Genomic DNA, 25,904 nt, shown 5'->3' with positions numbered 1-25,904 from the left:
TCCGACGGCCCGGAATCCACGCACCGGAGTTGACCCCATGAAGATCGACCTCACCAGCGTCTTCGTCGACGACCAGACGCATGCCCTGCGCTTCTACACCGAGACGCTGGGCTTCCTGAAGAAGCACGACGTGCCGGTGGGGGCGGAGGGCGACCGGTGGCTGACCGTGGTTTCTCCCGAGGCCCCCGACGGGACCGAGCTGCTGCTCGAGCCGTCCGCCCATCCCGCGGTGCGGCCGTACCGGACGGCGTTGGCCGAGGACGGCATCCCGGCCGCGTCGTTCACCGTGGACGACGTACGGGCGGAGTACGACAGGCTGCGCGGACTCGGGGTGCACTTCACCCAGGACCCGCTGGAGATGGGCTCGGTCACCATGGCGGTCCTCGACGACACCTGCGGCAACCTGATCCAGATCATGCAGGTCCAGTAGCGTCGGGACGTCACCCGCGGGGCGGGCGGAACTGGGGACCGTAGGTGCCACGGGCGCCCGGGATTCCGGTTTCCATCAGCTCCAGCGCGGGGCCCTCCAGCCCGCGCATCGTCCGCACGGCCGAGCCCAGGGTGCGCGCGTCGCCGTGGTCCCAGGCCGCCTCCAGGGTGCTCAGCACCTTGGCGTAGGCGGCGTCGAACCGGTCGAGGAGGTCCGCCGCCTTCCGCGGCGGGTCGGGCCAGCCGCCGGCCGGGACGCGGGCCATGGGGCGTGCGTCGGGGAAGGGCACGGGGGCACCGGTGAACCGCCAGCCGTCGTCGTCCTGGCGCAGTTGCCGTCCGTGGTAGATCTCGCCGAACGCGTAGTAGTGGGCCGGGTGGTCGTCGCCGAAGGCGTCTTCGGGGGAACTGGTGGTGCCCTCGCCCTGCTCCTTGATGATCTCGATCGCCCGCTCGACGCCGTCGAGGTCGGTGACGGGTTGCAGGACGTCGGAGCCGATGTGCTGGGACAATTGCCCGCGGGCCGACAGCGCGGGCGCCGTGGACCGGAAGGCGCGCAGCAGGTCGTCGTAGAAGTGGCCGATGCTGGGTGAGTTGTTCACGCCGCGGGCGAGGGGCTGCTCCGGTGCTTCGATCGCCATCATCACGTCGTGTACGAAGGCCCTGGTGAGGCCCGAGAGGTAGACGTTCACCCCGTCGCGCACCCCGCCGGGGAGGGGGCCGGGGTAGGCGAGGGCCGCGTCCGTGATCCGCGGCCGGCCGCCCACGGCCACCAGCAGGTTGCAGACGACGCCCATGTGGTACATCTCGTCGCCGATGATGCGCCGGATCAGCCGTGCGACGTGGCTCGTGCGGTCCCCGACGGACCACCATCCGCACAAGTACGGCGGGATCGTGGCGAGTTCGAGTGCCACGGCGACCTGCAGGGCCTCCCGCAGCCAGTCGACGCCGCGGCCCTCCTCGGGGACGGCGAGCAGCCCTGCCACGGACCGGCAGCCGGACACGGTGCCTTCGGGCCGCCCGGCCGTCCGGGCGGGGGCGGCGGCCGAGACGGGGGTGGCCGCCGAGACGGGGGCTGCCGCCGTCAGGACGGCCGACGCCATGAAGCTCCTCCGCCCGAACGGACCGCCCGTCCCCGACGGTTCCTCGCGCACACCAGTCACCCGCACTCCCTCTCCGAGCTCTCCGAGCCGACACCCGTCTCTGACCGAGACGTCCGGATTCCTCCGACGGCTGGCGAAACTAGCAGCGACGAGGCCGTTTCCCGGGCGGGCGGCACCGAGCGGACCATCCTCTACCCGGTCGGCCCTGTGGTCCTTCGGTTCAGGAGGTCCCGGCGCGGCAGGATCGACCGGTGCGGAGGTTCCTCGCGGCGCCGGTGATGACGGAGTCGAGTCGGTCCCGGGTGCCGACCAGTTCGGTGATCCGGCCCTCGACGCGGTCCCGCTCCGTGGACAGGCGGTCGAGCAGTTCCGGCGTGGCCCTGCCGTCGACCGCGTACGGCATGAGTTCGACGATGGTCCGGCTCGACAGGCCCGCGGCGTAGAGCTGCTGGATCAGCCGGACGTGGTCGACCGCGCTCTCGGGGTAGTGCCGCTGGCCGCTGTGGCTGCGCTCCGCGACGAGCAGTTCCTGTTCCTCGTAGTAGCGCAGCGCCCGCACGCTGACGCCTGTTCTGGCGGCGAGCTCCCCGATGCGCATCCCGCGCCTCCTCTCCGGATCCGGGCCGTGCGACTTGCCCCTCACGTCAACGTCAGGTTTTAGCGTAACTCCCGAGGGCCCCACCCAGTCCTGGGCCCCACTCCCCCACCCCCTGCGACCAGCAGAAAGAAGGGCCAACTCCATGAGCGCACCCGTCAGCGCGACCTCCGGCGTCGTCGCCGCCACACCGGTCGTCTCGGTCAAACCCGTCGTACTGCCCGCACCCGAGCGCGGCGAGGACCTGCGCCTGCGGGTGTCCGCGCCGGTGACCGGGCACGGCCTGCCCGTCGTCCTCCTCGCGCACGGCTTCGGCTCGTCGCTCGACGGCTACGGCCCGCTCGCCGACCACTGGGCCGCGCACGGCTTCGTGGTGGTCCAGCCCACCCATCTCGACTCCCGGACCCTGGGCCTGGCCGAGGACGACCCGCGCAGGCCGGGCCTGTGGCGCTCGCGCGTCGAGGACATGAAGCGGGTCCTCGACCACCTGGACACGGTGGAGGCGGCCGTCCCCGGCCTGGCCGGACGGCTGGACCGGACCCGCGTCGCGGCGGCCGGCCACTCCTTCGGCGGCCAGACGGCGGGCATCCTGCTGGGCCTGCGCGTCCGCGACCCCGCCACCGGTCGGGCGGCGGACCTCTCCGACCCCCGGGTCAAAGCGGGCGTGCTGCTCGCGACGGCCGGCGCCGGAGGCGACGCCCTGACGCCGTTCGCCGCCGAGAACCTCCCCTGGCTGCGGCACCCCGACTTCACGCACATGACCGCCCCCGCCCTCGTGGTCTCGGGCGACAAGGACGACCTCCCGTTCACCGTCCGCGGCGCGGACTGGACGGCCGACCCGTACGCCCTGAGTCCCGGCGAGAAGAGCCTCCTGACGCTCTTCGGCGCGGAACACTCCCTCGGCGGCATCTCCGGCTACGAAGCCGCGGAGACCACCGACGAGAACCCCGCCCGCGTCGCCCTGATCCAGCGGGTCACCCTCGCCTACCTCCGCCACGCCCTCGACATCGACAGCACCGCCTGGACGACGGCCCAGCAACACCTGTCCGGGGGCACGCATCCGCTCGGACGGCTCGAGTCCAAGTGAGCCTCCGGCCGTGCCGGTGTGGTCGCGCCCCTCCGTCGGCGCGGGTCTCCTCGTCCCGACGGCCCCCGGCCTCGGACCGGGCAGAATGCCCGCTGTGAACCACGTCCTGTGCGGCCTCGCCGCCAACCCCGCGCTGCCGGTCGAGTTGGTCGACCGACTGATCGCGGCCGCTGACGCCGACATCGCCGAAGAACTGGCGGGTCGCGAGGATCTCGGCCGCGCACAGGTGCTCGCCCTGGTCTCGGGCGTACCGGAGGGCGCGATCCGGCTCGTGCACGAAGGGCGCCTGACCGAGGCGGACATCGATCCGGTGAAGCGGCCGGACGCCGCCCTCGCGCTGCTCGGCGAAGGCGGCGGTGACCCTGGGTGGGCCCGCCTGCTCGCGGGCGATCCGGACCACGCCCGCCGGGAGAAGCTGGCCGCCTGCCCGCGCCTCCCACCCGACGTGGTCGAGGCACTCCTCGCGGACACCGACCTGGGCGTCGTCGCGGAGCTGGCGTTGTGCGGCGGGCGGGACGTCGCCGTCCGGCTCGCGGCCCATCCGCACACGGAGGTCCGCCGCGCCGTCGCGGCCAACGAGGCGACCCCGCCGGTCCTGCTGGCGGCGCTGCTGACCGGTTCGGGACTGCCTTCCGCACGGCGCTGCCGGGTCTGCGACCAGGAGAAGGTCCCGTTCGTACATCACCCTGAATGCCCGCGTCCCGACTGCGACTTGCCGCCGGGGGCGTGCTGCGACGGCTCCCACGAGTCCGCCCTGCACGACATCCAGGAGGCGGCACTGCGCAACCCTGCCACGCCCGCCGAGGCCGCCGCCGGTTTCGCCGATCACCCTTCGGCCCTGCTGCGTCAGACGCTCGCCACCCGCTCGGACCTGACCCGGGAGGTGAGCGCCCGACTCCTGGCGGACCCCCTGCCCGGAGTCCGCGAGGAAGCCGCCGCGAACCCGGCGGTCGACGGCGCCCTGCTGCGCGCGCTGTCCGGCGATCCGTCGCACCCGGTACGGCGTGCGGTCGCGCACCATCCCGACGTGCCCCTCGACGTGCTCGTCCACGTGGCCGGGTGCACCCGGATCGGCCCCACCCTGCTGCCCCGGATCGCCACCGCCTCCCCCGCCGAGGTCGAGGAACTGGCTCGGTCGTCGGACCCGGCGGCACGGATGCTGCTGGCGCAGCGGCGCGACCTGCCGGCCCGGATACGCGACACGCTGGCCGCCGACGCCGACGCGAAGGTGGCCAAGTCCCTCGCCACGGACCCGGAACTGTCCGAAGCACAGCTGCGCGCCATGGTGGACCGGCACGGAAGCCGGGTCGTCGCCAAAGTGGCCGCCAACCCCAGCGCTCCCGCCGCCCTGTTGGAGGAGATCACCCGGCACGGGAAACCGGCACGCAAGGCACTCCGCGAGGTCGCCCGGAACTCCCGGGCGACGGCCACCGCCCTGCTCGCCTGCCTGGCGGACGAGCAGGGGCGCGTCCGGGCCGCCGGCCATCCGGCCCTTCCCCAGCCGGTTCTCCTGGGACTGCTGGACGATGCCGACTGGCAGGTGGTGGAGGCGGCGGCCGGCAATCCGTCGTTGCCGAGCGCCGTGATGGAGGAACTGATCAACCGGCTCTGCCCGGCGCCCGCTTCGCCGTCGACACACTCTTGACACGGTCACGTCGACCGCTTGTATGGTCTAGTCCAACAGAACTCACCGCTCCGTTTAAGGAGTTGAGCCCTGCCGGGGTCCCACACCCCTGCGGGGACGGTGAGTGCGCGTCACCTTCGCGCCTCCTGGCCCCACCCACGAGAGGCCGTACTCGGCGTGCGCGCGGTCCCCCCACACACGGCCGCGCATGCCCCGGGACGGCCGGATGTGAAGGAGTTCCCATGCACGCACGTCGCAAGACCGCCGCCCTGATCGGCGCGGCCCTCGCCCCTGTCGTGGCCGTGAGCCTGCCCGCCTCCTCGGCGAGCGCGCACGGCTACATCTCCGACCCGCCCAGCCGTCAGGCCCAGTGCGCCGCGGGCACGGTGTCCTGCGGTGACATCACGTACGAGCCGCAGAGCGTCGAGGGCCCCAAGGGCCTGACCAGTTGCAGCGGCGGCAACAGCCGCTTCTCCGAGCTGGACGACGACAGCAAGGGCTGGAAGGTCACTCCGGTGTCGAAGACCACGACGTTCTCGTGGCGGCTCACCGCGCAGCACGCCACCAGCACCTGGGACTACTACGTCGGCGGTCAGCGGATCGCGCAGTTCGACGACGGCGGCGCGAAGCCGGACGCGGTGGTGAACCACCAGGTCGACTTCGGTGGTCTGACCGGGCAGCAGAAGGTCCTGGCCGTCTGGAACGTCGCCGACACGTCCAACGCCTTCTACGCCTGCATCGACGTCAACGTCGGCGGCTGACGGGCCCGGTGGAGCGGTCCAGGAGCGACGGCCCCCCTTCCCGGGGTGCGCGGTCGCTCCCCCCTCCGCCCTGCCCGCGCCGCCCTCCCTCCCCCCACATCGAGCAGGAGTCACCGTGCAGCACCGCAAGCTCGCACTGCTGGCCGCCACCGGCGCGGCCGCCGCCCTGTGCACCCTGACCATGGCGCCGTCGGCCGTCGCCGAGAAGTCCGAGACGCCGGGCACCCGGGCCGCCGCCGAATTCGTGGTCAGCGAGGCCCAGTTCAACCAGATGTTCCCGAACCGGAACTCCTTCTACACCTACAGCGGCCTCACCGCCGCGCTCAGCGCCTACCCGGGGTTCTCGAACACCGGCAGCGACACGGTGAAGAAGCAGGAGGCAGCCGCCTTCCTCGCCAACGTCAGCCACGAAACCGGCGGCCTGGTGTACGTCGTGGAGCAGAACACCGCCAACTACCCGCACTACTGCGACGCCTCCCAGCCATACGGCTGCCCGGCCGGCACCGACAAGTACTACGGACGCGGGCCCGTCCAGCTGAGCTGGAACTTCAACTACAAGGCCGCCGGTGACGCCCTCGGCATCGACCTGCTCAACAATCCCGACCTGGTCCAGAACGACTCGGCCGTGGCCTGGAAGACGGGCCTGTGGTACTGGAACACCCAGTCCGGGCCCGGCACCATGACCCCGCACGACGCCATGGTCAACGGCGCCGGGTTCGGGGAGACCATCCGGTCCATCAACGGCAGCCTGGAGTGCGACGGACGCAATCCCGCCCAGGTCCAGAGCCGGATCGACAACTACGAGCGCTTCACCCAGCTCCTCGGTGTCGAGCCCGGCGGCAACCTGAGCTGCTAGCGGGCCGAGCCCGACCCGTCCGCCCCCTCGTGCCCACGGCGTGCCCGGTCGCGAGGGGGCCGCGGCGCGTCACTCCCCCGGCCCGTGGTCCGCCCCCGGCGCACCGAGCCGCGCGAGGTCCTCGGCGTCCGGCTCTTCCAACAGGAACCCCGCACCGCCCTCCAGCATCCCGGCGATCTCGGCCGAACGCGGGAGCATCGTCTTCTCGTACGCGCGCACGGCATCGTCGACGGTGGCGGAGCCGGCCAGGGCGAGCGCCAGCTCCGCGCCGTCGAGCATGGCGAGGTTGACGCCGACGCCGAGTGGCGGCATCAGGTGCGCGGCGTCTCCCAGGAGGGTCACGCCGGGCGTGTGCGGCCAGGTGTGCGGCACCGGCAGCGCGAAGAGCGGGCGGTCGACGTAGGCGCCGTCGTTCTCCGTGATCAGGCGGAGTATCCGCGGTGACCAGCCCGCGTACTCGGCGAGGAGCCGTGCGCGGATGCCGTCGGTGTCCTGCGGACGCAGACCACTCGCCGCCATCCAGTCCAGGGCGGCCCTGCGCATGATGTAGACGCGCATGTGTCCACCGCTGTTGCGCTGCGCGAAGAGGCCGCGCTCGCCGTCGGCCACGTGGGCACTGCCCCGGCCGACCAGTTCGGACAGCTCCGGATGCGCGGATTCCATCGCGTCGAACCACGCTTCGAGGAAGCCGACGCCGGTGTAGCGCGGTACGGCGTCGGACACCGCCGCCCGGACGCGGGAGAAGGCGCCGTCCGCTCCGATCACCAGGTCCGTCTCCACGGTGCTTCCGTCGGTGAACGTCAGCGTCCGCGGCCCGTCGGCCGTACCGCCCACCGATGCCAGAGCGTGCCCCCACCGCACCGTCCCGGCGTCGAGCGAGCGCAGCAGGAGGTCCCGGAGCTGACCGCGGTCGATCTCGGGGCGGGCCGTCTCGCCCGCGTCCGGCAGCCGGTGACCGAGGAGTCGCCCCGCGTTGTCGAAGCGCCGCTCCTCCTGGCTCTCGCACCGGGCGAGCGCGAAGAACTCCTCCAGCAGGCCCGCTTCGCGGAGCGCGAGCTGGCCGTCCTCCTCGTGCAGGTCCAGCGAGCCTCCCTGGTCCCGGGAGGCGGCGTCCGGATCACGGTCGTACACCGTCGCCGCGATGCCGTGCCGCCGCAGGACGCGGGCGCAGGTGAGTCCGCCCGGGCCCGCGCCGATGATGCTGATCCGTGCGGTCGTGGGAGTTGGAGCGTGCATGACGGCTTCCTTCCGTTGGTGGCTTCCCCCGTGGAACCACCAAAGCAGAAACGAGTGAGAAACTGCAACTGTTCCAGTTTCTCAGTCGGTCGGACTTCTGCCTGAAGCCGCTTTCTGTGTCGTTTCAGTTGTGCGTTAGAGTGGCGCCATGCCCGACTCCCCGACTCCAGGCCGTCGCGAGCGCAAGAAGGCCGCGACCAGGCAGGCCATCGCCGACGCCGCACTCGAACTCTTCCTGGAGCACGGGTTCGACCGGGTCAGCGTCCGCGACGTCGCCGAGCGGGCCGACGTCTCGACGACGACCCTCTTCGCGCACTTCCCGAGCAAGGAAGCGCTGGTCTTCGACCGTGAGCAGGACGTCGACGCGGCGCTGAGGGCCGCCGTCCGCGAGCGGCCCGAGGGGCAGTCGGTGGTCGAGGCGCTCCGCGCGCACGCCCTGGAGGCCTGGGTGCCGATCGTGACCGATCCGCGCCGGGCGAGCTTCACCGCTCTGGTCGGCGACACGCCCGCGCTCCGCGAGTACGGGGAGCGCATGTGGATGCGACACGCCGACACGCTGGGCGCCGTGATCGCGGAGGAACTCGGCCGGGAGCCGGACGATCCGGCGTGCGCGGCGCTGGCCCGGTTCGTCCTGGAGGTCCCCGCCCTGACCGCGGGACGACACGATCCCCGGGCGACCGTGGAGACCGTGTTCGATCTGCTCCTGCACGGCTGGCGCTCGCAGACCGGCCAGCGGGACGCGGTGGCAGACGGCCTCCGGGACTGAACCGGCGGCCGGCGACGGCCACCCCGGTCGCCCGCGGCCCGGTGGCCGCTCAGGCGGCCCGCGGATAGTCGGGCAGTTCCAGGGCCGAGTGGGCCGCGCGCCCCTCCTGCGCGCTCGCGGTCACCATCACCCTCGCCGCCGCCTCCGGGTCGCGCAGCAGGGCGTTGCGGGCCTCGATCTCCTGCCGCGTCGTGGGGGTCACCGCCGAGCCGCCGCTGGTGGCCAGCGCCTGGTTGCGCTCCGCGAAGGGGCGGAACAGTCGCTCGTAGGCCGTGAACGCGTCGGCGTGGTCCGCGTGCGTGGCCAGCTCACCGGCCAGGACGTACGCGCCGACGAGCGCGACGCTCGACCCCTGGCCGGAGATGAACGACGTGGCGTGCGCGGCGTCGCCCGCCAGGACGACACGCCCGTGCGACCACCTGGGCAGGTGGATCTGGCTGACGACGTCGAAGAAGAGGTCGTCGGCGTCCCGCATGGCCTCGACCAGGCGCGGCAGGTGCCAGGCCTGCTCGGGGAAGCGCGCCGCCACCAGCTCGCGCTGGGCCCGGGGGTCGCGGAAAGCCTCGAAGGGCGGGGTGTCGCGGGTGAAGGTGAGGAAGCCGTGCACCCGCTCGGAGGGCTCGTGGGCGTAGAGGACGGCGCTGCGTCCCGGCTCGTTCCAGATGACGGCCTCGTGCGCGAGCCCGAACTCGTTCGGCAGCGTGAAGCCCGCGAAGACGCGTCCGAGGTAGCGGTGGAACGGCTCCTCCGGGCCGAAGACCAGCCTGCGCGTGTTCGAGTGCAGCCCGTCCGCGCCGACCACCAGGTCGAAGGTACGGCGCACGCCGCTGTCGAAGACGACGTGCACGGCGTCCCCGTCGTCGTCGAGCGTCGCGATCGAGTCGTTGAAGAGGAACTCGACCCGGTCCCGCAGCGGGGTGTAGAGCACGTCGGCCAGATCACCGCGCCGGACCTCGAGATCGACCCCCGCCGCTCCCCCGGTCAGCTGCTCGGGCTGCATCGAGCCGACCGTCTCCCCCGCGGCGTCCACGAAGGTGATCCGCTGACTGTCGACGTGCGCCTTGCTCAGCGCCGGCAGCAGGCCCATGCGGGCCACGGCCTCGCGGGCCGTGCCGCGTACGTCGATGGCGTAGCCGCCCCCGCGGACGGCGGCGGCCTTCTCGACGACGGTCACCTCGAAGCCGTACCGGTCGAGCCAGTGCGCGAGTGCGGGGCCCGCGATACTTGCTCCGGAGATCAGTACGCGGCGAGCGGGACGGGACGTGTGGTTCATGGCTTCTCACCCTTCTACCGGGGCGGACCCCGGGAAGACGGAGGTACGCGCCGCACGGACGGCATACATACGTACCTTAGGTATCTTTATGGAGGCCATACGGCACCCTCCCAGGCACCGGCCGCTCCCCACGATATAGATACCTAACTCAGGTATGCAAATGGAGACCTCATGACCCCCGAACCCGCCGAACCCGCCGGGTCCTCCGCGAAGGACGACCCGCACTCCGACCTGCGCGCCGTGCTGCCCCGGCTCACCCAGCTCAGCGCGGCCTTCAACAAGGGCCGGCTCACGGAACGCGCCGCCGAGGCGGCCGGGCTCGCCCTGGACCGTCCCGCCATGGGTGTGCTGGTGACCCTCCGTACGGCCGACCAGCCGCTGCGGATCGGCGAGATCGCGGACCGGATGCAGGTCGTGGGCCCGCACGTCACCCGCCAGGTGCAGTCGCTGGAGAAGCGGGGCCTGGTCCGCCGGGTCGCCGACCCCCACGACCGCCGTGCGAGTCTCATCGAACCGACCGGGGCGGGCACGGAGGCCGCCAACCGGTATGTGACGTCCGTGCTCGGCTGGTTCGCCGAGGCACTCGCCGACTGGCCGCGGCAGGACCGTGAGGATCTCACCCGCCTCCTCACCCGCCTCGCCGACGACGTGACGGCGCGTCTGGCCCGATTCGACGCGGAGGAGTGAGGGCTCAGTCCGCGCGGCGCACGATCCGCCGGAGTATCGCGTCCGCCTGCTCCGGGTGTCCCGCCGGCCAGGTGCCGAGCCGCTCCCGGACGGCCGCTTCGACGCGGGCGCGCACCGCGGCGCCGCTCAGCTCGACACATGGCGCCAGGATCGCGGTGCGGCGGTCGACCGAGCCGGCACGATGAGCGCGCGGGTCAGCAGCGTTTCGAGGGCCGGGCCTCCCGTGTGGCCGACGGCCTCGACGGGAACGCCCGGCCCGTCGTCGGCCACCCGCACTCCGTCGTCGCCCGTGAGCGAGACGTCGACGTGGCGGGCGCGGCCGGGCAGGACCTCGTTCACCGCCCGCCCGGCGACTTCGAACACCATCTGCCGCACACCGCGTTCACCGGTCGAGCCGACGAAGCCTCGGCCTATCCGGCGGTGGCGGAGCGGCTGCGCCACAGGTCGCGCAGGAGTGCGATCTCGGCCATGTGGTGGATGAACTCGAGGTTGTCCCCGGCGACGACGCCGATGTACGGGTCGTCGGGGTCGGAGCCGTACGGGTACTGGGAGAACCCGACGGTGTCGAGCTGCTCGTCGGTGACGTGGGCGACGTCCTCGCGCCAGCGGTCGATCACCGCCCAGAACCGTTCGAGCCCCAGGGCGGCGGACGGGGTGAAGTCCACCAACAGCCGCGGGTCCCGGCGTCGTTCGCCGAAGGTCCACTCCCACTGGCCCGCGAAGCAGGAGTGCAGGTGCGCGAGGCGCCAGGCGATGGTGGTGACCGGCGTCGCGTCGGGCTCCGGCGTGCCGGTGTGGGCGAGGACCTGCTCGACGCGCTCGACGCTCACGCTCCAGTCGTCGGCGATCTTGGTGACCGACATGCCGCTCGCGGCCTGCCGGGCCACCTCCGCGTACTCGTTCGCCGGGATGTCGGGGGCGCCCTTGTCGAGCACCCACTCGCCCGGCCCGTACGCCCTGGGTGTCACCGCCTCGCCCCGACGCCGGATCGACCAGCAGCCGGGCACGGGCTCCCACAGGTACTCCTCGTCGCCGAGTCCGGCCAGCCGCACCTGGGCCATCTCCCTGGCCTGGTCGAACTGGTCGAGCAGCACGCCCAAACGATCCGTCCGCGCGCCCTCGTTCTCCATGCCCGGCCCCTTCCACGGTTTTCCCGGTGCCCCGCGCCGTGCGGCGCTCCGGCGGAGGCCGAGGCTAACGACTTACGTCCCGCGCACGCGACCGAATTCCCTCCGCACGGCCAAGGACAGGGCACGTCGAAGCCGGGCACCGACCGCGGGAACTCCACCCCGCCCGGCGTGCTCGCGCGCCCGCCCTCGGACACCGGCGACGCGTGACGCGGCCCGGCCTCAGGCGTCCGCGGGCCCGGCCAGGGAACGCGGGCGCAGGTCGGTCCAGTTGGCCTCGACGTAGGCCAGGCAGGCGTCCCGGGTGTTCTCCTCGAAGACGGTCGTCCATCCGCCGGGCACCGTCGCGAAGGACGGCCAGAGCGAGTGCTGGCCCTCGTCGTTCACCAGGACGAGGAATCGGCCGTCGGGGTCGTCGAAGGGGTTGGTGCTCATCCGCGGTACCTCCCAATGAATTAGGTTAGGCTCGCCTAATGCGCGATGAGCTTAACCTTCTGGATTTCCGCTCCACAAGGAGACGTTCATGAGCCGGGTGGGGGCGGACACCTTCGCCGCGTTCGGGCTGTCGGGCGAGCCCGGCACCGACACCTTCTGGGCCGGTCTGACCACGCCGCTGTCGATCCCCGACGGCGACGGGTGGACGACCCTGTTCCTGCGGCGCGGGTCGCAGGCGGCGAGCCTCGTCTTCGAGAGCTGGTCGGAGCCCGTGCCCCTGCGGCGGTGGGGCGACACGGACTGCTGGTACGCCGAGGTGCGGATGCCGGCGCGGCTGCGGGTGACGTACCAGTTCCTGGTGGACGACGCCGCGTACGCCGACCCGTGCAACCCCGCGGGAGCGGGCGGTGACCGGTCCGTCGCCGCCACCCCGGACGCCCCGGCCCAGCCGCACTGGCCCCTGGTCGGCGCCGCCGACGTCCTGCCGCTGCCCCGCACCCGGCTGCGCTGGACCAGCGAGCGGCTGGGCGGGCGGCGCACGGTGCGGGTCCATCCGGTGGGCGGGGGCGGGCCGTTGGTCCTGCTGCTCGACGGGGACGACTGGCTGTACCTGCACCCGGCGACGGCCGCCTTCGACTCGGCCGTGGCGAGCGGTGAGATGCCTCCGGTCACCCTGGTGTTCGTCCCGGCCAAGGACCGCGGGGCCGAGTTCGGGTGCCGGCCCGCGCTGTGGGAGGCGGTGCGCGACGAGTTGCTGCCCCTGGTGGCCGGGAGCGGGGTGCCCGCCGACCCCGGGCGGACGGTGGTCGCGGGGCAGAGCCTCGGCGGTCTGAGCGCCCTGTACGCGGCGCTGGAGTTCCCGGACCTGGTGTCCCGTGTCGCCTGTCAGTCGGCGTCGCTGTGGTGGACGCCCGACGCCGCGGAGTCGGCGGACCCCTTGGGCGGTCCGGTCGGCGGCACCCTCGCGGCGCGCCTGCGGGCGCGTCCCGACCTGTCCGGACTGCGGATCGCGTTCGACGTGGGGGAGCACGAGACGCGGATGCTCCCCCACTGCGCCCTGGTGGAGAGCCTCGCCGAGCGGGCCGGTGCGACCGTGCGGGTCTCCAGGTCGGCCTCCGGACACGACCGCGCGGGCTGGCGGCACGCGCTGCTCCGGGACGTGGCCTGGGCCCTCGGGTAGGGGCCGTCGCAGTCGGCCCACCAGGTCACCGGGTCACGGCGAGGCAGTACGCCTCGTCGGTGGCGAGGAGGTTGCGGTGCGTGTCCTCGGCGGTGATGACGCCCTCGTCCAGGACGAGGACGCGGTCGGCGGCGTCCAGGAGGGCGGGGCTGCTGGTGATCACCAGGGTGGTGCGGTCCCGGCGCAGCTTGGCGACGCCCCGCGCGATGAGCTGTTCGGTCACCGCGTCCACGGCCGTCGTCGGGTCGCGCAGCACCAGGACGTCGGTGTCGGCGGCCAGCGCGCGGGCCAGGGACAGCCGTTGGCGCTGGCCTCCGGAGAGGTTGGCGCCGCGGTCGCGGACGGCGTAGTCGAGCCCCTCGCGGTGCAGCGCGACGACGTCGGTCAGCATCGACGCCTCGACGGCCGCGGGAACCGTACGGCTGGTGCCCGACGGGTCGATGTTGGACCGCAGGGTGCCCGCGAAGATCTCGCCGTCGTACGGGTTGACCAGCAGGTGCTCGCGGACGCCCTCGACCGCCAGGTCCGCGAGGTCCCGTCCGCCGATCCGCACCGTCCCCTCGTACGCGTCGGGCGGTACGTTGAGCGCGAGGACCGCCGCGAGGTCGGCCGCCGCCCGGGGCTGGTAGGCCGCGACGGCCACGAACTCGCCGGCCCGGACCCGGAACCGCACCTTGCGCAGCGCACCGTGCCGCACGCAGTCGACCTCCAGGTCCCCGCCCCGGTCCGGTCGTTCCGCCCCCGGTGCCGTCACCGGTGGTGCGGTCAGGACGAGGGCCATCCGCTCGGCCGAGGCGCGCGCGATCATCACGTACTTCGGCATCTCCGAGAACAGCTTCAGCGGTTCCATGATGAACTGCGCGAGCCCCACGGCCATGACCAGCTCGCCGATGTTGATCCGGCCCCGGAAGGCCAGCCAGCCCGCCGTGACGGTCACGGCGGCGGCGAGCACCGCGTTGAGGGCCAGTGCGGTGCCCGCGTAGACGCCGCTCACCCGGGCGACGGTGACGGACTGGCGCTTCGCCTCGGTGCTGACCTCGCGGTAGGAGCGGAACGCCGCGTGGTTGCCGCCGAAGCCGTGCAGCGGGCGCAGGCCGGTGATGAGGTCGGCGACCTTGGCGCCCGCCCGCGCGACCCGGGCCTGCTGCTCGCGGGTGCTGGAGCCGATGCGTTTGGACATCACGCTCAGGACGGACAGGATCGCGACGGTCCCCACGATGACCAGCAGCCCGAGCCGGATGTCGGCCAGGCCCAGCGCGAGGGCCGCGATCAGCACCGCCACCAGCGAGCTGATCAGCAACGGCACCACCTCGATGATGTCGGCGGTCTGGTCGGCGTCCTCGGTGGCGATGGTCAGCACCTCGCCGGACTTGAGGTCGACGTCCCTGGCCACCGGCTGGAGTCCGCAGCCCGCGACCCGGACCCGCCAGCGGTGCGCCTCGGTCGTGTTGGCCTTCTGCAGGATCCGCATCCCGAACCGCCAGGACAGGGACACGGTCGTGATGATCACGGCGAGCGCGCCGACGGAGACGCCGAGCGCGTCGAGGCTCCGGTCCCGCATGGTGTGCTCGACGATCAGGCCGAGCGCGATGGGGAAGGCGGTCTCACCGGCCTGGTAGAGGCCCATGAGGACGGTGCCCCAGGCCATCGCGCCGACGTTGCGCCGCAGGGCGGTACGGAGGATGTCGGACCCCGCGCGGGGCCGCTGTGCGTCAGGAGTGTTCATCGAGGTGGCGGGCAATCGCTTCCGGGGTTCGCAGGGTGAACAGATCGCGGATCGTGATCACTGGACCGTACTCCCGGCGGAGCAGTCCGGTCAGCCGGACCGCCAGCATGGAGTGCCCGCCGAGGGCCACGAAGTCGCTCACGGCGCTCACCTCGTCGTCGTCCAGGTCCAGGGCCTCGGCGAAGAGTTCGCACACGGTCGTCTCGGTCTCCGTCTCCGGTGCCCGCTCCCCCGCCGTGGTCAGCGCGCCCAGCGGCTTGGCCTCCGGGAGCGCCTTGGTGTCGGCCTTGCCGTTCACGGTCAGCGGGATGGCCTCGACCCGGGCGTAGTGCGTGGGGCGCAGGAAGTCCGGCAGTCCGGCGCCCACTTCGGCGGCGACCTCGGCCAGGTCGGCGCCGTCCAGCACGAGGTAGGCGGCCAGTCGGTGGGCGCCGTCGACCTGCGGGTCGGGCTGGGCGACGGCGGCGACGAACCGCACCGCCGGGTGGGCGGCGAACACGGCCTCCACCTCTCCGAGTTCGACCCGGTGACCGCGGATCTTGACCTGCTGGTCGGTGCGGCCGAGGTACGTCAGGTTCCCGTCGGGCCGCCGCACCACCAGGTCCCCGGTGCGGTACATGCGCTCGCCGGGGGCGCCGAACGGACAGGCGACGAAGCGGTGCGCGGTCTGGGCGGGCTGCCCGAGGTAGCCGCGCGCGATGCCGGTGCCCGCGACGTACAGCTCGCCGGGGACGCCGTCGGGCAGCGGCCGCAGCCACGGGTCGAGCACGTACACGTCCGTGTTGTCGATCGCGACGCCCACCACCGGGTCCGGGCACTCGAAGGTGCCGACGCCGAGGGTGTTGATGGTGTATTCGGTGGGCCCGTACAGGTTGTAACCGACGGTCCCCTCGGTCTCGGCCAGCCGCCGCCACAGCGCCGGGGTGACGGCCTCGCCGCCCAGCAGCACCAGCGCGGGGCGGCGGGCCGGGTCGTCGAGCAGGCCCTCGGCGACCAGTTGCTGCGCGTAGGTCGGGGTGACGTTGACGACGTCGATCCCGTGCTCCAGGCAGTACGCGACCAGCCGGGGCGCGTCGCGGCGCAACTCCTCGTCGCAGATGTGCACTTCGTGGCCATCGGCGAGCCACAGCAGCTCCTCCCACGACATGTCGAACGCGAACGACACGGTGTGGGCGACGCGGAAGGTCCGGTGGCCGTGCCGCGCCAGGACCGGTTCGAAGATCCGGCGCTGGTGGTTGACCAGCATGTTGGTGAGCCCGGCGTACTCGGTCACCACCCCCTTGGGCCGGCCGGTCGAGCCGGAGGTGTAGATGGTGTACGCGGGGTGCCGCAGCCGGTCCGGGTCGTCCGGCGCGAAGGTCACGAACGGCTCGGCCTCCGGCAGCGGCCGGTCCAGCTCGATCAGGTCGAGGCCGCCGGTGAGCCGGTGCGAGACCGCGCTGGTCGTGAGGACGGCGTCCGGGCGGGCGTCCGCGACGATCGCGGCGATCCGCTCGTCCGGGTGGTCCAGCTCCAGCGGTACGTAGGCGGCGCCGGTGCGCAGTACGGCGAAGAGGGCCACGATCGAGTCGAGGGAGCGTGGGAGGGCGAGGCCCACGGTCGCCTCGGGTCCGATGCCGCGCCGGGCCAGTACGCCCGCCACCGCCCGGCTGCGGTCCCGCAGCTGGGCGAAGGTCATGGTGGCGCCGTGGGCGACGAGCGCCGTCCGTCCCGGGTCGCGGTCGGCGGCGCGGTCGAAGCGGTCCACGACGGTGTCGGTGCCGATGTCGGTGCGTGCGGCGGGCTCGGGTGCGGGGGCCAGGCCGGGGAGGGAGCCGATCGGACCGTCGGCCCCGGTGCGCGCGGCGAGGTCGTCGAGCACGCGCAGATAGTCGTCGAGGAGGCGCCGGGCGCCCGCGCTGTCGTGGTCGCGGTACTCCAGTTTGACGGTGAGCCGGTCGCCCGGGGTGACCACCCACGTGAACGGATAGTGGGTGGAGTCGTCGGCCCGGACCGAGGTGATGCCGTGCCGTGCGTTCATCTCGGCGAAGGCGTCCAGGTCCAGGAAGTTCTGGAGGACGAACAGGTTGTCGAACAGCGTGTCGTGGCCGCTGGCCCGCTGGATCTCGCCGAGCCCGAGGTGTTCGTGCTCCATGGCGTCGACCCGGGCCGTCTGCACCGCCGTCAGGTAGGCGCGGACCGTGTCGTGCGGCCGGGCCCGGGTCCACATGGGCACGGTGTTGAGCAGCACGCCGACGATGTCGGCCAGCCCTTCGCCCTCCCGGCCGGAGACGGTCACGCCGAAGACGGCGTCGGCGCGGCCGGTGCGGGCGCCGAGGAGGAGGCCGAAGGCGCCGGTCAGCACCGAGTTCAGCGTGACGCCGTACGTCCTGGCCGCCGACCTCAGCGCGTCCGACCGTTCGGCGGTCAGCGTGTGCACGAGTGCGCGCGGCAGATCGTCGGGGAGGGTGGGCGCCGGTCCGGCGAGCAGGGTCGGCCCGGACAGTTTGGCCAGGTGCCGCGCCCAGAAGCGTTCCGACACGGCCGGGTCCTTGGCGGCGAGGGCCCGGGTGTGGTCCTCGAAGCCCGGCGTGGCGGGCACGGCTCGCAGCGGCGCGCCCTCGACGGCGGCCTCGTAGGCGTCGAAGAGGTCCCGCAGGACGATCTCCCGCGACCAGCCGTCCCACAGCAGCAGGTGGTAGCTGAGCAGCAGGCCGTCGCGGTCGTCGGGCAGCCGCACCACGGTCAGCCGGATCAGCGGCGGCTCGCCGGGGTCGAAGCCCCTCTCCCGGTCCGCCAGGCGCAGGGCGTCGACCTGCGCGTCCGTCACCGCCTCGACGGTGTGGACGTCGAGGCGGCGGCCCGCGGCGAGGACCTGCACCGGGTTCCCGTCCTCGTCCATGGTGAAGCCCGCGCCGACGGCCGGGTGCCGTGCGAGCACGTATCCCATCGCCCGGGACAACGCGTCGGTGTCCAGGCGCCGTTCGAAGGTGAAGTAGCTCTGGGCGACGTAGTGTCCGGCCGGGCCCGTCAGCTGGGCCTGGAAGTACAGGCCCCGCTGGAGGGGGCTGACCGGTGCCGTGCGCTCGGCCGTCGCGGCGGCTTCCGCGATCCGTTCCAGGGCGCGGTGCCAGTGCTCGGTGATCTCGTCGGGGACGCCCTCGGCCAGGGTGAAGGCCGCGTGCAGGCTGCCGGTGGCCGCGTCGGTCCACGCGTTCACCTCGACCGCGTACGGGGTGCCCTGGCCGTCGTCGGTGAGTCGGGGTGCCTCGGACTCTCCGCCCCGGCCCAGGTAGTTGAAGAGTACCTGCGGGCGGGCGGTGAGCAGCGGGGCGGTCTGCGGGTTGAGGTACCTGAGACCGCCGTAGGCGACGTGAGCGCGCTCGTCCGGCTGGCGTTCGGCGACCTCGCGCGCCGCGGCCACGGGGTCGGTGTGCGCGGTGAGCCGTACGGGCGCGATGGCGGTGAACCAGCCGACGGTGCGCGTGTAGTCGTGGTCGTCGCGGGCCGGGACCCTGCCGTGCCGCTCCAGGTCGACGGCCAGGTCGGTGGGGGCCGGCTGGACGCGGGTCAGCGCGGTGCGCAGCGCCCCGCACAGCAGCTCGGTGAGACCGAGGCCCAGTGCGGTGGGCGCGGTACGGGTGACGCGGTGGCTGACGTCGGGGGCGAGTGCGACCGTCCGCTCGCGCGGGTTCACCGGGGCGGGCAGCGGGGCGGGGGCCTGGAGCGTGGTGATCCAGTGGGCCAGGCCGTCGGTCCCTGCACCGGACCGGTACGCCAGTGCTCGGGCGTACTCGGCGTAGGGCGTGGTCTGCGGTGCCGGGTCCGTGCCGCGCAGGGCGTCGGCCAGGTCGTCCAGCAGGATCAGCCAGGAGACGGCGTCGACGGCGAGATGGTGCACGGCGACCACCAGCGTCCGGGTGGCCTCCAGCCACGTGAACGCGATGACGTCGCCGGTCTCGGGATCGAGGCGGCCCGCCGCCCGGTCCGCCGCGCCCGCCGCATCGGTCCCGGCGGCCCGGACCACGGTGACCTCGCGGAAGGGTTCGGTGCGCAGGGACCACACTCCGTGCTCGACGCGCAGCCGCAGCCGCAGCGCGGGGTGCGTGGCGACGACGGCCCGCGCGGCGCGCTCCGCGTCGGCGAACCCGGTGCCTTCCGGCGCCGCCAGCGTCCTCGCCTGGGCGAACCGGGCGAGCGATCCGCCCAGTTCCCGCCGGCGCAGGATGATCGGCGTGGGCGGCAGCGGGCCGTCCTCCTGGTGGGCGGGTGCGGAGGCCGCGGGCCGCGGGGTGCGCGTGCCCAGGTGCTCGGCGAGCGCGCGGGGTGTCCTGAGCAGGAACACGTCGCGCGGCGCGATCGGCAGGCCGAGCGCCCTGGCCCGGTTGATCACCGTGATGGCGACGATGCTGTCGCCTCCGGCGGTGAAGAAGTCGGTGTCGGCGTCCGGGTCGGAGCCGGGCAGCGCGGTGGCGAAGATGTCGACGAGTGCCGCGAGCGCGGAGTCGTTCCCGTCGTCCGACGCGCCACCGGCCCGCGCATCGCCTTCCGACGCGTGACCGCCCCACGCACCGCCTTCCGACGCGTCGCCGCCCCGCGCGTCACCGTCCCGTGCACCGCCGCTCTCGGGCGGCGTCAGTGCCGCGCGCTCGGTCAGCGCCCTGCGGTCGAGCTTCCCGTTGACCGTCAGCGGCAGGGTTTCCACGGGCAGCACGCGGCCCGGCACCATGTGCGCGGGCAGCTTCGCCGACAGCAGCGCGGTGAGGTCCGCGGGCACCGGGCCGACGACGTGCGCGACCAGGTGGTCCTCGCTGTCGGCGACGGTGACGGCGGCGTCGACCACGCCGTCGAGGTCCCGGAGGGCGGACTCCACCTCGCCCAGCTCGATGCGGAACCCCTTCAGCTGCACCTGGTCGTCGGCGCGGCCCACGAACTCCAGCTCGCCGTCGAGCGTGCGGCGGGCGAGGTCGCCCGTGTGGTACATGCGGGAGCCGTCCGCCCTGAACGGGTCGGCCACGAACCTCCCGGCGGTGAGCCCCGGCCTGCCCAGGTAGCCGAGCGACACCTGGTCGCCGGTGACGTAGATGGCACCCACCCGGCCCGGTGGCACCGGGCGGAGCCGGTCGTCGAGGAGGTGGGTGACGAGGCCGGGGACCGGACCGCCGATCGGGCTGGTGGTGGCCGCGCCGGGAGCGAAGTCGGCGGCGGTCAGCACCCGGTGGGTGACGTGGACGGTGGTCTCGGTGATGCCGTACATGTTGACCAGCTCGGGCGAGTCGGTGCCGTGCCGCTCGACCCAGCCGCGCAGCCGTCCGAGGTCCAGTGCCTCGCCCCCGAAGACGATCCGGCGCAGTGCGGGCAGCGCCTCGCCCGTGTGCCGGTCGGCCTCGGCGAACCGGTAGAACGCCGACGGGGTCTGGTTGAGCACGGTCACCCCGCGCTCGCGGACCAGGCGGTGGAAGTCGACCGGGGAGCGGGTCAGCCCGTACTCCGGCACCAGCAGCTCACCGCCGTGCGTGAGCGCGCCCCACAGCTCCCAGACGGCGAAGTCGAAGGAGAAGGAGTGGAACTGGACCCACACGTCGTCCGGGCCGAAGGCCATCAGGGACCGGGTATTGGCAAGCAGCGTCACGACACTGGAGTGCGGGACGACGACGCCCTTGGGCCGCCCGGTCGATCCGGACGTGTAGATGACGTACGCGGGGTCGTTCCAGTCGGCCCCGGGTCCGGGCTCGGCAGCGGCGGGCGGGGTCTCCTCCCCCGGTACGAGCACGCGGGCCGGCACGCCCGCGCGGTCCAGCAGCCCCGTGAACCGGTCGCGCTGCTTCGGGTCCACGAGGACGACCTGCGGGGCGGCGTCGGCGAGGACGTACTCCAGGCGCTCGTCCGGGTACGCCAGGTCCAGCGGTACGTAGGCCCCGCCCGCGGCGACGACGGCGATCAGGGCGACGACCTGCTCGACGGAGCGCGGCACGGCGACGGCGACCCGCTTGCCGGGGCCGACACCGGCCGCACGCAGCGTGGCGGCCAACTCGTCCTTGGCCATGGCCAGTTCACCGTAGGTCAAAGTCCGGGAGGTGCCGTCGAGGGCGCACTGGGTGACGGCGGCGGCGGCCGGGTCGCGGCGGGCCGCGGCGTCGAACAGGTCGCCCAGGGTGGCCGGGACGATCGGCTCCACGTGTCCGGCGCCACCGGCCGCCGTCAGGTCGCCGACCGGGGCGTCCGGCCGGGTGAGCAGGGCGGTGAGGTTCCGGGTGAAGGTGCGCAGGATCTCGCGGACGCGGGTGTGTCCCAGCAGCTCGGCGTCGTGGATCAGGTTGAAGCGCGGTCGGCCGTCCGGCGTGCGTTCCACCACCAGCGTCAGCGGGTAGTGCGGGGCGCCCTCGTTGACGATGCCGGTGACGGCGAGGGTGTCGCCGGGCCGCCCGAGTCCGGCCACGTCGGTCGCCACGTCGAACACCACCAGCGTGTCGAAGAGCGCCCCGGTACCGGCCCTGCGGGCGATCCGCGCCAGGGAGACGTGCTGGTGCGGCAGTACCGCGCTCTGGTGCGCCCGGACGGAGGCGAGCAGTTCGCGCACGGTGGTGGTGGCGGACCAGCGGGCGCGCAGGGGGACCGTGTTGATGAGCAGGCCCACCATGGTCTCGATGCCGGGCACGTCCGCGTCCCGCCCGGAGACCGTGGAGCCGAACACCACGTCGTCGCGGTGCAGGATGCCGCCGAGGGTGAGGGCCCAGGCGCTGTGCACGGCGACGCTCAGCGGCACACCGGCCGACCGGGCGGCCGCGTCGACGTCGGTGTCCGCCGCCATGGCGGTGTCGGCGAAGTGCGCGGAGGGCGTGTGCCCCTCGGCGATCAGCGACGGGCCGGGGAGCGCGGCCAGTTGCTCGTCCCACACCCGGTCGCTCGCCTCGTCGTCGCGTGCGGCGAGGCGGCGTACGTGGTCGGGGAAACCGCCGAGCGCGTGGCCGGAGCCCGGCGCGTGGTACTCGGCCAGCAGCGTGCGCAGCATGGGCGGCACCGACCAGCCGTCGGCGACGATGTGGTGCACCGTCTGCACCAGGACGTGCCGACCGGCTCCCGCGCGGATGAGTGTGTACCGCGTCAGCGGGCCGGTGGCCAGGTCGAATCCGGCGCGGCGGTCCCGCTCGGCGAGGGCGCGGATCTCGTCGTCGGTGATGCCGGGGCGGTCCAGCGTGGTGAAGGGTGCCTCGACGCCGCTCTCCAGCACGGAGACCACTCGGCCGTCGGCCAGGGCCACGAACCGCGCGGCGAGGTTCGGGTGGAGGGTGAGCAGTCGGGTGGCCGCCGCCGCCAGCCGGTCGGGGTCCACCTCGCCCTCCAGGGTCAGCAGTTGCTGCTCGACGTAGCTGCCGGTGGCGTCGTCGTCGTAGACCGAGTGGAAGTAGAGGCCCTCCTGGAGCGGGGTCAGCGGGAGAATGTCCCGCAGCGCCGGGCCGTCCAGCGCGTCGACGTCGGCCTGGGTGAGCGGCAGCGGGCGGAAGTCGCTGGGCGAGTGGCCGCCGTGCTCCAGCGCGGCAAGACCCGTGAGGGCCTGCTGGTAGTAGGCGCCGAGGGCGGTGATGTCCGCGTCGGTGAACAGGCCGTCGGGCCAGGAGATGGCGGTGACCAGCTCGTACGCACCGGTGGGGCCGGGTTCGGCGATCGCGTTGAACTCCAGGGCGCGGGGCAGGCGCATCCGCGGGTCGCGCCGTTCGCCCAGCTGCCCCGTGGTGCGGGCGCGTTGCCAGTCGCCCAAGGAGCCCGCGTCGAAGCGGCCCAGGTAGTTGAAGAGCACCTGGGGTGCGGGCGCGTCGAAGGTGGCCTGGGCCAGGTGGCGCAGGGCGCCGTAGGAGACGCCGTGGTCCGGCACGCGCGCGAGGTCCTCCTTGACCGCCTTGAGCGCGGCGGCCAGGTACTCGGGTGCGGTGAGGTCGGGGGCGGTGCCGGGGTCGACGGTCGCCGGGTAGAGGGTGGTGAACCAGCCCACGGTCCGGGAGAGTTCCGGCTCGAAACCGGCGGTCGGGGCGACGAACGCGGCCTCGCGGCCGTGGCCCTCGAGTTCGAGGTGCGCGAAGGTCTGGCTCTGGCCGAGGTCCCGGCGCCGCCGGGCGAGGGCGACGGCGAGCGCGGTGACCAGGACGTCGTGGACGCCCGCGTGGAACTTCGCGGGGGTGTCGCCGAGCAGCGCCGCCGTGGTCCCGGCGCCGACCGTGACGGTCCGGGTCCGCTCGCGGGCCACGGTGTCGTCCTCGGTGAGGGCGCGTCTGCCCAGTGGTTCGTCGGGTCCCGGCAGGGGGCGGCGGAAGTAGGTGCTGTCCGCGTCGAACGCGGCGCGCTCCAGCAGTTGGGTCCAGCGCCGGAACGAGGTGCCGACCGGTGGGAGTTGGATCGCCGTGCCCGAGGCGAGCTGCCGCCAGGCCGTGGCCAGGTCGTCCATCAGCACCCGCCAGGACACGCCGTCGATCACCACGTGGTGGACGACGACGGCCAGTTGCCGTGCCTCGCGGCGCCAGACCGCGCGCAGCATCGTGCCGCCCGTCGGGTCGAGTTCTCCGGTGGCGAGGGCGATGCACGCGTCCAGCGGCTCGTCGCTCTGCTGCCAGAGGGACCCGGCGGGTGCCGCGTCCGGATCAGCCTCGGGGATGTCGAAGCTCCAGCGGTCACCGCGCACCAGCCTGGCGCGCAGCATGGGGTGCCGGTGGACGAGGGCGGCGAGGAGCGTGTCGAGGGCGTCGGCGGTCAGGTCCGCCGGGGTGTTGAGCACGACCGACTGGACGAAGCCGTCGATCGCGTCCGTGGTCTCGCCGAGCCACTGCACGACCGGCGATCCGACGACGGTCCCGGTCGCCACGTCGCGGTGGTCGACGGCCGCGGTGTCCTCGCGGCTCGCCACCGCCGCCAGCGCCCCGACCGTGCTGTGGGTGAAGATCTGTCCGGCCGTGACGTAGAGTCCGGCGTCGCGCAGCGCGCTCAGCAGGGAGATCGCCAGGATGCTGTCCCCGCCCAGCTGGAAGAAGTCCTGGTCGACCCCCACCCGGTCCAGTTGGAGCAGTGCCGCGACCGCCGCGCACACCGTCCGTTCCTCGTCGGTGGTGGGCGCGACGAAGGAGGCCGGGGCGACCACGGGTTCGGGCAGCGCGTTCCGGTCGAGCTTGCCGTTCGCGGTGAGCGGGAACTCGGTCAGCACGACGACGTGGGTGGGCACCATGTACTCCACCATGTGCGCGCCGGCCCAAACCTTGACGTCGTCCGGGCGCAGGTCCTCGTGCCCGGCGGCCGGGATGACGTATCCCACCAGGTAGGTGCCGCCCGCCGTGTTCTTCTTCGCGACGACGCAGGTGTGGCGCACGTGGGGGTGCTCGGCGAGGCCGACCTCGACGTCCTCGATCTCCAGGCGCATGCCGCGGATCTTGATCTGGTTGTCCGCGCGGCCGAGGAAGTCGAGCGAGCCGTCGGGCGCGAAGCGCGCGAGGTCGCCGGTCCGGTACAGCCGGGAGCCGTCGTTCGCGAAGGGGTTCGCCACGAACCGGGAGGCCGTCAGGCCCGGCGCGTTCACATAGCCGCGCCCCAGCAGCAGGCCACCCGCGTACAGTTCGCCGCCGACACCGACCGGGACCGGACGCAGTTCGTCGTCCAGGACGTACAGCTGGGTGTTGGGGTTGGCCCGGCCGATCGACGTCGACAGGCGCTCCGCCGCTCCCCGGTAGATCACGTGCGAGACGCCGATGGTCGTCTCGGCGGGGCCGTAGCCGTGGTACAGGGGGATGTCGAGCCGGGTGCGGAAGCGCTCGTACAGTTCCGGCGTGAGCACCTCGCCGCCGCACCAGACGTGCCGGAGGCTGTCGAGGCGCCCCGAGTCGCCCGCCATCTCCAGGAGCACGTCCAGCATGGACGAGACCAGGTAGGTGAAGGTGACGCGCTGTTCGGCGATGACGCTCAGCAGGTGCTGCGGGTCGCGTTCACCGCCGGGGCGCAGGACCACCAGCCGGCCGCCGCTGACGAGCGGCAGGAAGATCTCGTTGATGGAGATGTCGAAGGACAGCGGCGCCTTGAACAGGGACGCGTCGTCGGGTCCGAAGCCCAGGATCTCGTGGATCTGCCACAGCAGGCGCTCGCTGATCGCCTCGTGCCGGATCATGGCGCCCTTGGGCCGCCCGGTCGAGCCCGAGGTGAAGATCACGTAGGCCAGGGCGTCCCCGGCAGGGGTGACACCGGTCCCCTCGGTGGGGTGGGCGCCGAACCTCCAGTCGGCGAGGTCCACGGCCACGGCATCCGGTTCCGTCCCGGCGTGCTCGCCCGAGGAGTTGAGCTGGACGACGACGCCCGCGTCCTCGATGACGACGGCCCGGCGTTCGGCGGGCCAGTGCGGGTCGAGCGGGACGAACGCGCCGCCCGCCTGGAGCACGCCGAGCAGTCCGATCACCATCTCGGCGGAGCGCTCCAGGGAGATGCCGACGACGTCTTCGGCGGTGAGCCCGCGGGCGATCAGGTGATGGGCCAACTGCGCTGACAACTCCGCCGTCTGACGGTAGGTCAGGGTGCGTTTCTCGTCGACGACGGCCACCGCGTCCGGCCTGGCGTCTGCCTGTTCGCGGAACATCTCCACCAGGGTGGGGCGGACCCGGTCGGCGCCGGTGTCGTTCCACCGGGCGAGGTCCGCCAGCCGCTGCGCCGGACCGAAGGGGCCGATGGTGCCGAGCGGGCGGTCCGGGAAGTCGGCGAGGTCGTCGAGCGCCGGCTGTGCCTCGTCCGGTACGACGTCGCCCGGGAGGGTGATGGTCCGGCCGTCCGCGCCGACGCTCCAACCACCGGGCGCCGTACCGCCGTTGTCGGCCCAGCCGAGCACGTCGGTGAACAGGGTGCCCGCGGTGAGGTCGAGCCCGGCGGGGCCGCGGCCCGAGGCCCAGTACGCCAGTGCGACGGCGCACGCATCGGCGATGACCCGGTCGGAGAAGTCACCGGTGCGTCGGCGTATGCCGGTCAGCTGCGCGGGAGAAAGCCGTACGAGAGAAGCGGTCGGTTCCATCATCGAAGACT

At 73.2% G+C, this 25,904-nt stretch carries 17 protein-coding genes; 8 read left to right on the top strand and 9 right to left on the bottom strand.

Annotated features, from left to right (window positions below):
- Nucleotides 1-37 precede the first annotated feature (37 nt).
- Nucleotides 38-430, top strand: coding sequence for a VOC family protein (locus ACGH52_RS36565; protein ID WP_059296550.1), 393 nt, complete (start codon nucleotides 38-40; stop codon nucleotides 428-430).
- 10 nt (nucleotides 431-440) lie between these two features.
- Here the strand turns inward: ACGH52_RS36565 and ACGH52_RS36560 are convergent, their stop codons facing one another.
- A complete protein-coding gene (locus ACGH52_RS36560) occupies nucleotides 441-1,532 on the bottom strand; it encodes a ferritin-like protein (RefSeq protein ID WP_399945767.1) in 1,092 nt (363 codons plus the stop codon).
- A gap of 220 nt (nucleotides 1,533-1,752) precedes the next feature.
- The gene (locus ACGH52_RS36555; RefSeq protein ID WP_059296552.1) at nucleotides 1,753-2,130 is read right to left on the bottom strand and encodes a MerR family transcriptional regulator; all 378 of its coding nucleotides are present in this window, start codon (nucleotides 2,128-2,130) and stop codon (nucleotides 1,753-1,755) included.
- Nucleotides 2,131-2,272: 142 nt separating this feature from the next.
- Here ACGH52_RS36555 and ACGH52_RS36550 point away from each other — a divergent pair, with 142 nt between their 5' ends.
- The 4 genes from ACGH52_RS36550 to ACGH52_RS36535 all read left to right on the top strand — a co-directional run bounded on the left by ACGH52_RS36550 (nucleotide 2,273) and on the right by ACGH52_RS36535 (nucleotide 6,455).
- Nucleotides 2,273-3,214: a chlorophyllase gene (locus tag ACGH52_RS36550; protein WP_210975249.1), complete on the top strand. Its 942-nt coding sequence runs from the start codon at nucleotides 2,273-2,275 to the stop codon at nucleotides 3,212-3,214.
- 94 nt (nucleotides 3,215-3,308) lie between these two features.
- Nucleotides 3,309-4,859: a hypothetical protein gene (locus tag ACGH52_RS36545; protein ID WP_399945763.1), complete on the top strand. Its 1,551-nt coding sequence runs from the start codon at nucleotides 3,309-3,311 to the stop codon at nucleotides 4,857-4,859.
- A 221-nt stretch (nucleotides 4,860-5,080) separates the two neighbouring features.
- A complete protein-coding gene (locus tag ACGH52_RS36540; protein ID WP_076972543.1) occupies nucleotides 5,081-5,599 on the top strand; it encodes a lytic polysaccharide monooxygenase auxiliary activity family 9 protein in 519 nt (172 codons plus the stop codon).
- 115 nt (nucleotides 5,600-5,714) lie between these two features.
- Nucleotides 5,715-6,455 (top strand): chitinase, encoded by a 741-nt coding sequence (locus ACGH52_RS36535; RefSeq protein ID WP_399945760.1) that lies wholly within the window; start codon nucleotides 5,715-5,717, stop codon nucleotides 6,453-6,455.
- Between the two features lie 69 nt (nucleotides 6,456-6,524).
- Here ACGH52_RS36535 and ACGH52_RS36530 read toward each other — a convergent pair whose 3' ends face one another.
- Nucleotides 6,525-7,691: an NAD(P)/FAD-dependent oxidoreductase gene (locus tag ACGH52_RS36530; protein ID WP_121703961.1), complete on the bottom strand. Its 1,167-nt coding sequence runs from the start codon at nucleotides 7,689-7,691 to the stop codon at nucleotides 6,525-6,527.
- A gap of 148 nt (nucleotides 7,692-7,839) precedes the next feature.
- Here ACGH52_RS36530 and ACGH52_RS36525 point away from each other — a divergent pair, with 148 nt between their 5' ends.
- Nucleotides 7,840-8,457 carry a TetR/AcrR family transcriptional regulator gene (locus tag ACGH52_RS36525; RefSeq protein WP_399945757.1) on the top strand — a complete coding sequence of 206 codons (618 nt, stop codon included), beginning with the start codon at nucleotides 7,840-7,842 and terminating at the stop codon, nucleotides 8,455-8,457.
- 49 nt (nucleotides 8,458-8,506) lie between these two features.
- Here the strand turns inward: ACGH52_RS36525 and ACGH52_RS36520 are convergent, their stop codons facing one another.
- The gene (locus ACGH52_RS36520; protein ID WP_121703963.1) at nucleotides 8,507-9,730 is read right to left on the bottom strand and encodes an FAD-dependent monooxygenase; all 1,224 of its coding nucleotides are present in this window, start codon (nucleotides 9,728-9,730) and stop codon (nucleotides 8,507-8,509) included.
- 171 nt (nucleotides 9,731-9,901) lie between these two features.
- Between ACGH52_RS36520 and ACGH52_RS36515 the strand changes: the two genes are divergently transcribed.
- Nucleotides 9,902-10,417, top strand: a complete 516-nt coding sequence (locus ACGH52_RS36515) for a MarR family winged helix-turn-helix transcriptional regulator (RefSeq protein WP_399945753.1) — start codon at nucleotides 9,902-9,904, stop codon at nucleotides 10,415-10,417.
- A gap of 126 nt (nucleotides 10,418-10,543) precedes the next feature.
- On the opposite strand, the gene ACGH52_RS36510 is transcribed toward ACGH52_RS36515, so the two are convergent.
- From ACGH52_RS36510 to ACGH52_RS36500, 3 genes are all read right to left on the bottom strand, one after another.
- Nucleotides 10,544-10,783, bottom strand: a complete 240-nt coding sequence (locus ACGH52_RS36510) for a hypothetical protein (RefSeq protein ID WP_153183000.1) — start codon at nucleotides 10,781-10,783, stop codon at nucleotides 10,544-10,546.
- Nucleotides 10,784-10,827: 44 nt separating this feature from the next.
- Complete coding sequence (locus ACGH52_RS36505) at nucleotides 10,828-11,547, bottom strand: DinB family protein (RefSeq protein ID WP_076972549.1); 720 nt, start codon at nucleotides 11,545-11,547, stop codon at nucleotides 10,828-10,830.
- 219 nt (nucleotides 11,548-11,766) lie between these two features.
- Nucleotides 11,767-11,979, bottom strand: a complete 213-nt coding sequence (locus tag ACGH52_RS36500; RefSeq protein WP_399945749.1) for an MbtH family protein — start codon at nucleotides 11,977-11,979, stop codon at nucleotides 11,767-11,769.
- A gap of 88 nt (nucleotides 11,980-12,067) precedes the next feature.
- On the opposite strand from ACGH52_RS36500, the gene ACGH52_RS36495 reads away from it, so the two are divergent.
- On the top strand, nucleotides 12,068-13,159 hold the full coding sequence (locus ACGH52_RS36495; protein WP_399945746.1) for an alpha/beta hydrolase-fold protein: 1,092 nt from the start codon (nucleotides 12,068-12,070) through the stop codon (nucleotides 13,157-13,159).
- A 25-nt stretch (nucleotides 13,160-13,184) separates the two neighbouring features.
- On the opposite strand, the gene ACGH52_RS36490 is transcribed toward ACGH52_RS36495, so the two are convergent.
- Nucleotides 13,185-14,885, bottom strand: coding sequence for an ABC transporter ATP-binding protein (locus ACGH52_RS36490; RefSeq protein WP_399945742.1), 1,701 nt, complete (start codon nucleotides 14,883-14,885; stop codon nucleotides 13,185-13,187).
- A complete protein-coding gene (locus ACGH52_RS36485; RefSeq protein WP_399945739.1) occupies nucleotides 14,872-25,896 on the bottom strand; it encodes an amino acid adenylation domain-containing protein in 11,025 nt (3,674 codons plus the stop codon). Before ACGH52_RS36485 ends, ACGH52_RS36490 begins: the two co-directional genes overlap by 14 nt.
- Between the last annotated feature and the right edge of the window lie 8 nt (nucleotides 25,897-25,904).

It is taken from the genome of Streptomyces sp. BBFR25 (assembly GCF_044590125.1).
Classification (GTDB): domain Bacteria; phylum Actinomycetota; class Actinomycetes; order Streptomycetales; family Streptomycetaceae; genus Streptomyces; species Streptomyces canus_D.
The sequence above is the reverse complement of the archived record's forward strand: the minus strand, read 5'-3'. Positions and strand labels throughout refer to the sequence as shown.

Excerpts from the sequence above, each read along its gene's own strand:
- ACGH52_RS36565 (WP_059296550.1), top strand. The coding sequence starts at position 38 with ATGAAGATCGACCTCACCAGCGTCTTCGTCGACGACCAGACGCATGCC.
- ACGH52_RS36560 (WP_399945767.1), bottom strand. The coding sequence starts at position 1,532 with ATGGCGTCGGCCGTCCTGACGGCGGCAGCCCCCGTCTCGGCGGCCACC.
- ACGH52_RS36555 (WP_059296552.1), bottom strand. The coding sequence starts at position 2,130 with ATGCGCATCGGGGAGCTCGCCGCCAGAACAGGCGTCAGCGTGCGGGCG.
- ACGH52_RS36550 (WP_210975249.1), top strand. The coding sequence starts at position 2,273 with ATGAGCGCACCCGTCAGCGCGACCTCCGGCGTCGTCGCCGCCACACCG.
- ACGH52_RS36540 (WP_076972543.1), top strand. The coding sequence starts at position 5,081 with ATGCACGCACGTCGCAAGACCGCCGCCCTGATCGGCGCGGCCCTCGCC.
- ACGH52_RS36530 (WP_121703961.1), bottom strand. The coding sequence starts at position 7,691 with ATGCACGCTCCAACTCCCACGACCGCACGGATCAGCATCATCGGCGCG.
- ACGH52_RS36525 (WP_399945757.1), top strand. The coding sequence starts at position 7,840 with ATGCCCGACTCCCCGACTCCAGGCCGTCGCGAGCGCAAGAAGGCCGCG.
- ACGH52_RS36520 (WP_121703963.1), bottom strand. The coding sequence starts at position 9,730 with ATGAACCACACGTCCCGTCCCGCTCGCCGCGTACTGATCTCCGGAGCA.
- ACGH52_RS36515 (WP_399945753.1), top strand. The coding sequence starts at position 9,902 with ATGACCCCCGAACCCGCCGAACCCGCCGGGTCCTCCGCGAAGGACGAC.
- ACGH52_RS36510 (WP_153183000.1), bottom strand. The coding sequence starts at position 10,783 with ATGGTGTTCGAAGTCGCCGGGCGGGCGGTGAACGAGGTCCTGCCCGGC.
- ACGH52_RS36505 (WP_076972549.1), bottom strand. The coding sequence starts at position 11,547 with ATGGAGAACGAGGGCGCGCGGACGGATCGTTTGGGCGTGCTGCTCGAC.
- ACGH52_RS36500 (WP_399945749.1), bottom strand. The coding sequence starts at position 11,979 with ATGAGCACCAACCCCTTCGACGACCCCGACGGCCGATTCCTCGTCCTG.
- ACGH52_RS36495 (WP_399945746.1), top strand. The coding sequence starts at position 12,068 with ATGAGCCGGGTGGGGGCGGACACCTTCGCCGCGTTCGGGCTGTCGGGC.
- ACGH52_RS36490 (WP_399945742.1), bottom strand. The coding sequence starts at position 14,885 with ATGAACACTCCTGACGCACAGCGGCCCCGCGCGGGGTCCGACATCCTC.
- ACGH52_RS36485 (WP_399945739.1), bottom strand. The coding sequence starts at position 25,896 with ATGATGGAACCGACCGCTTCTCTCGTACGGCTTTCTCCCGCGCAGCTG.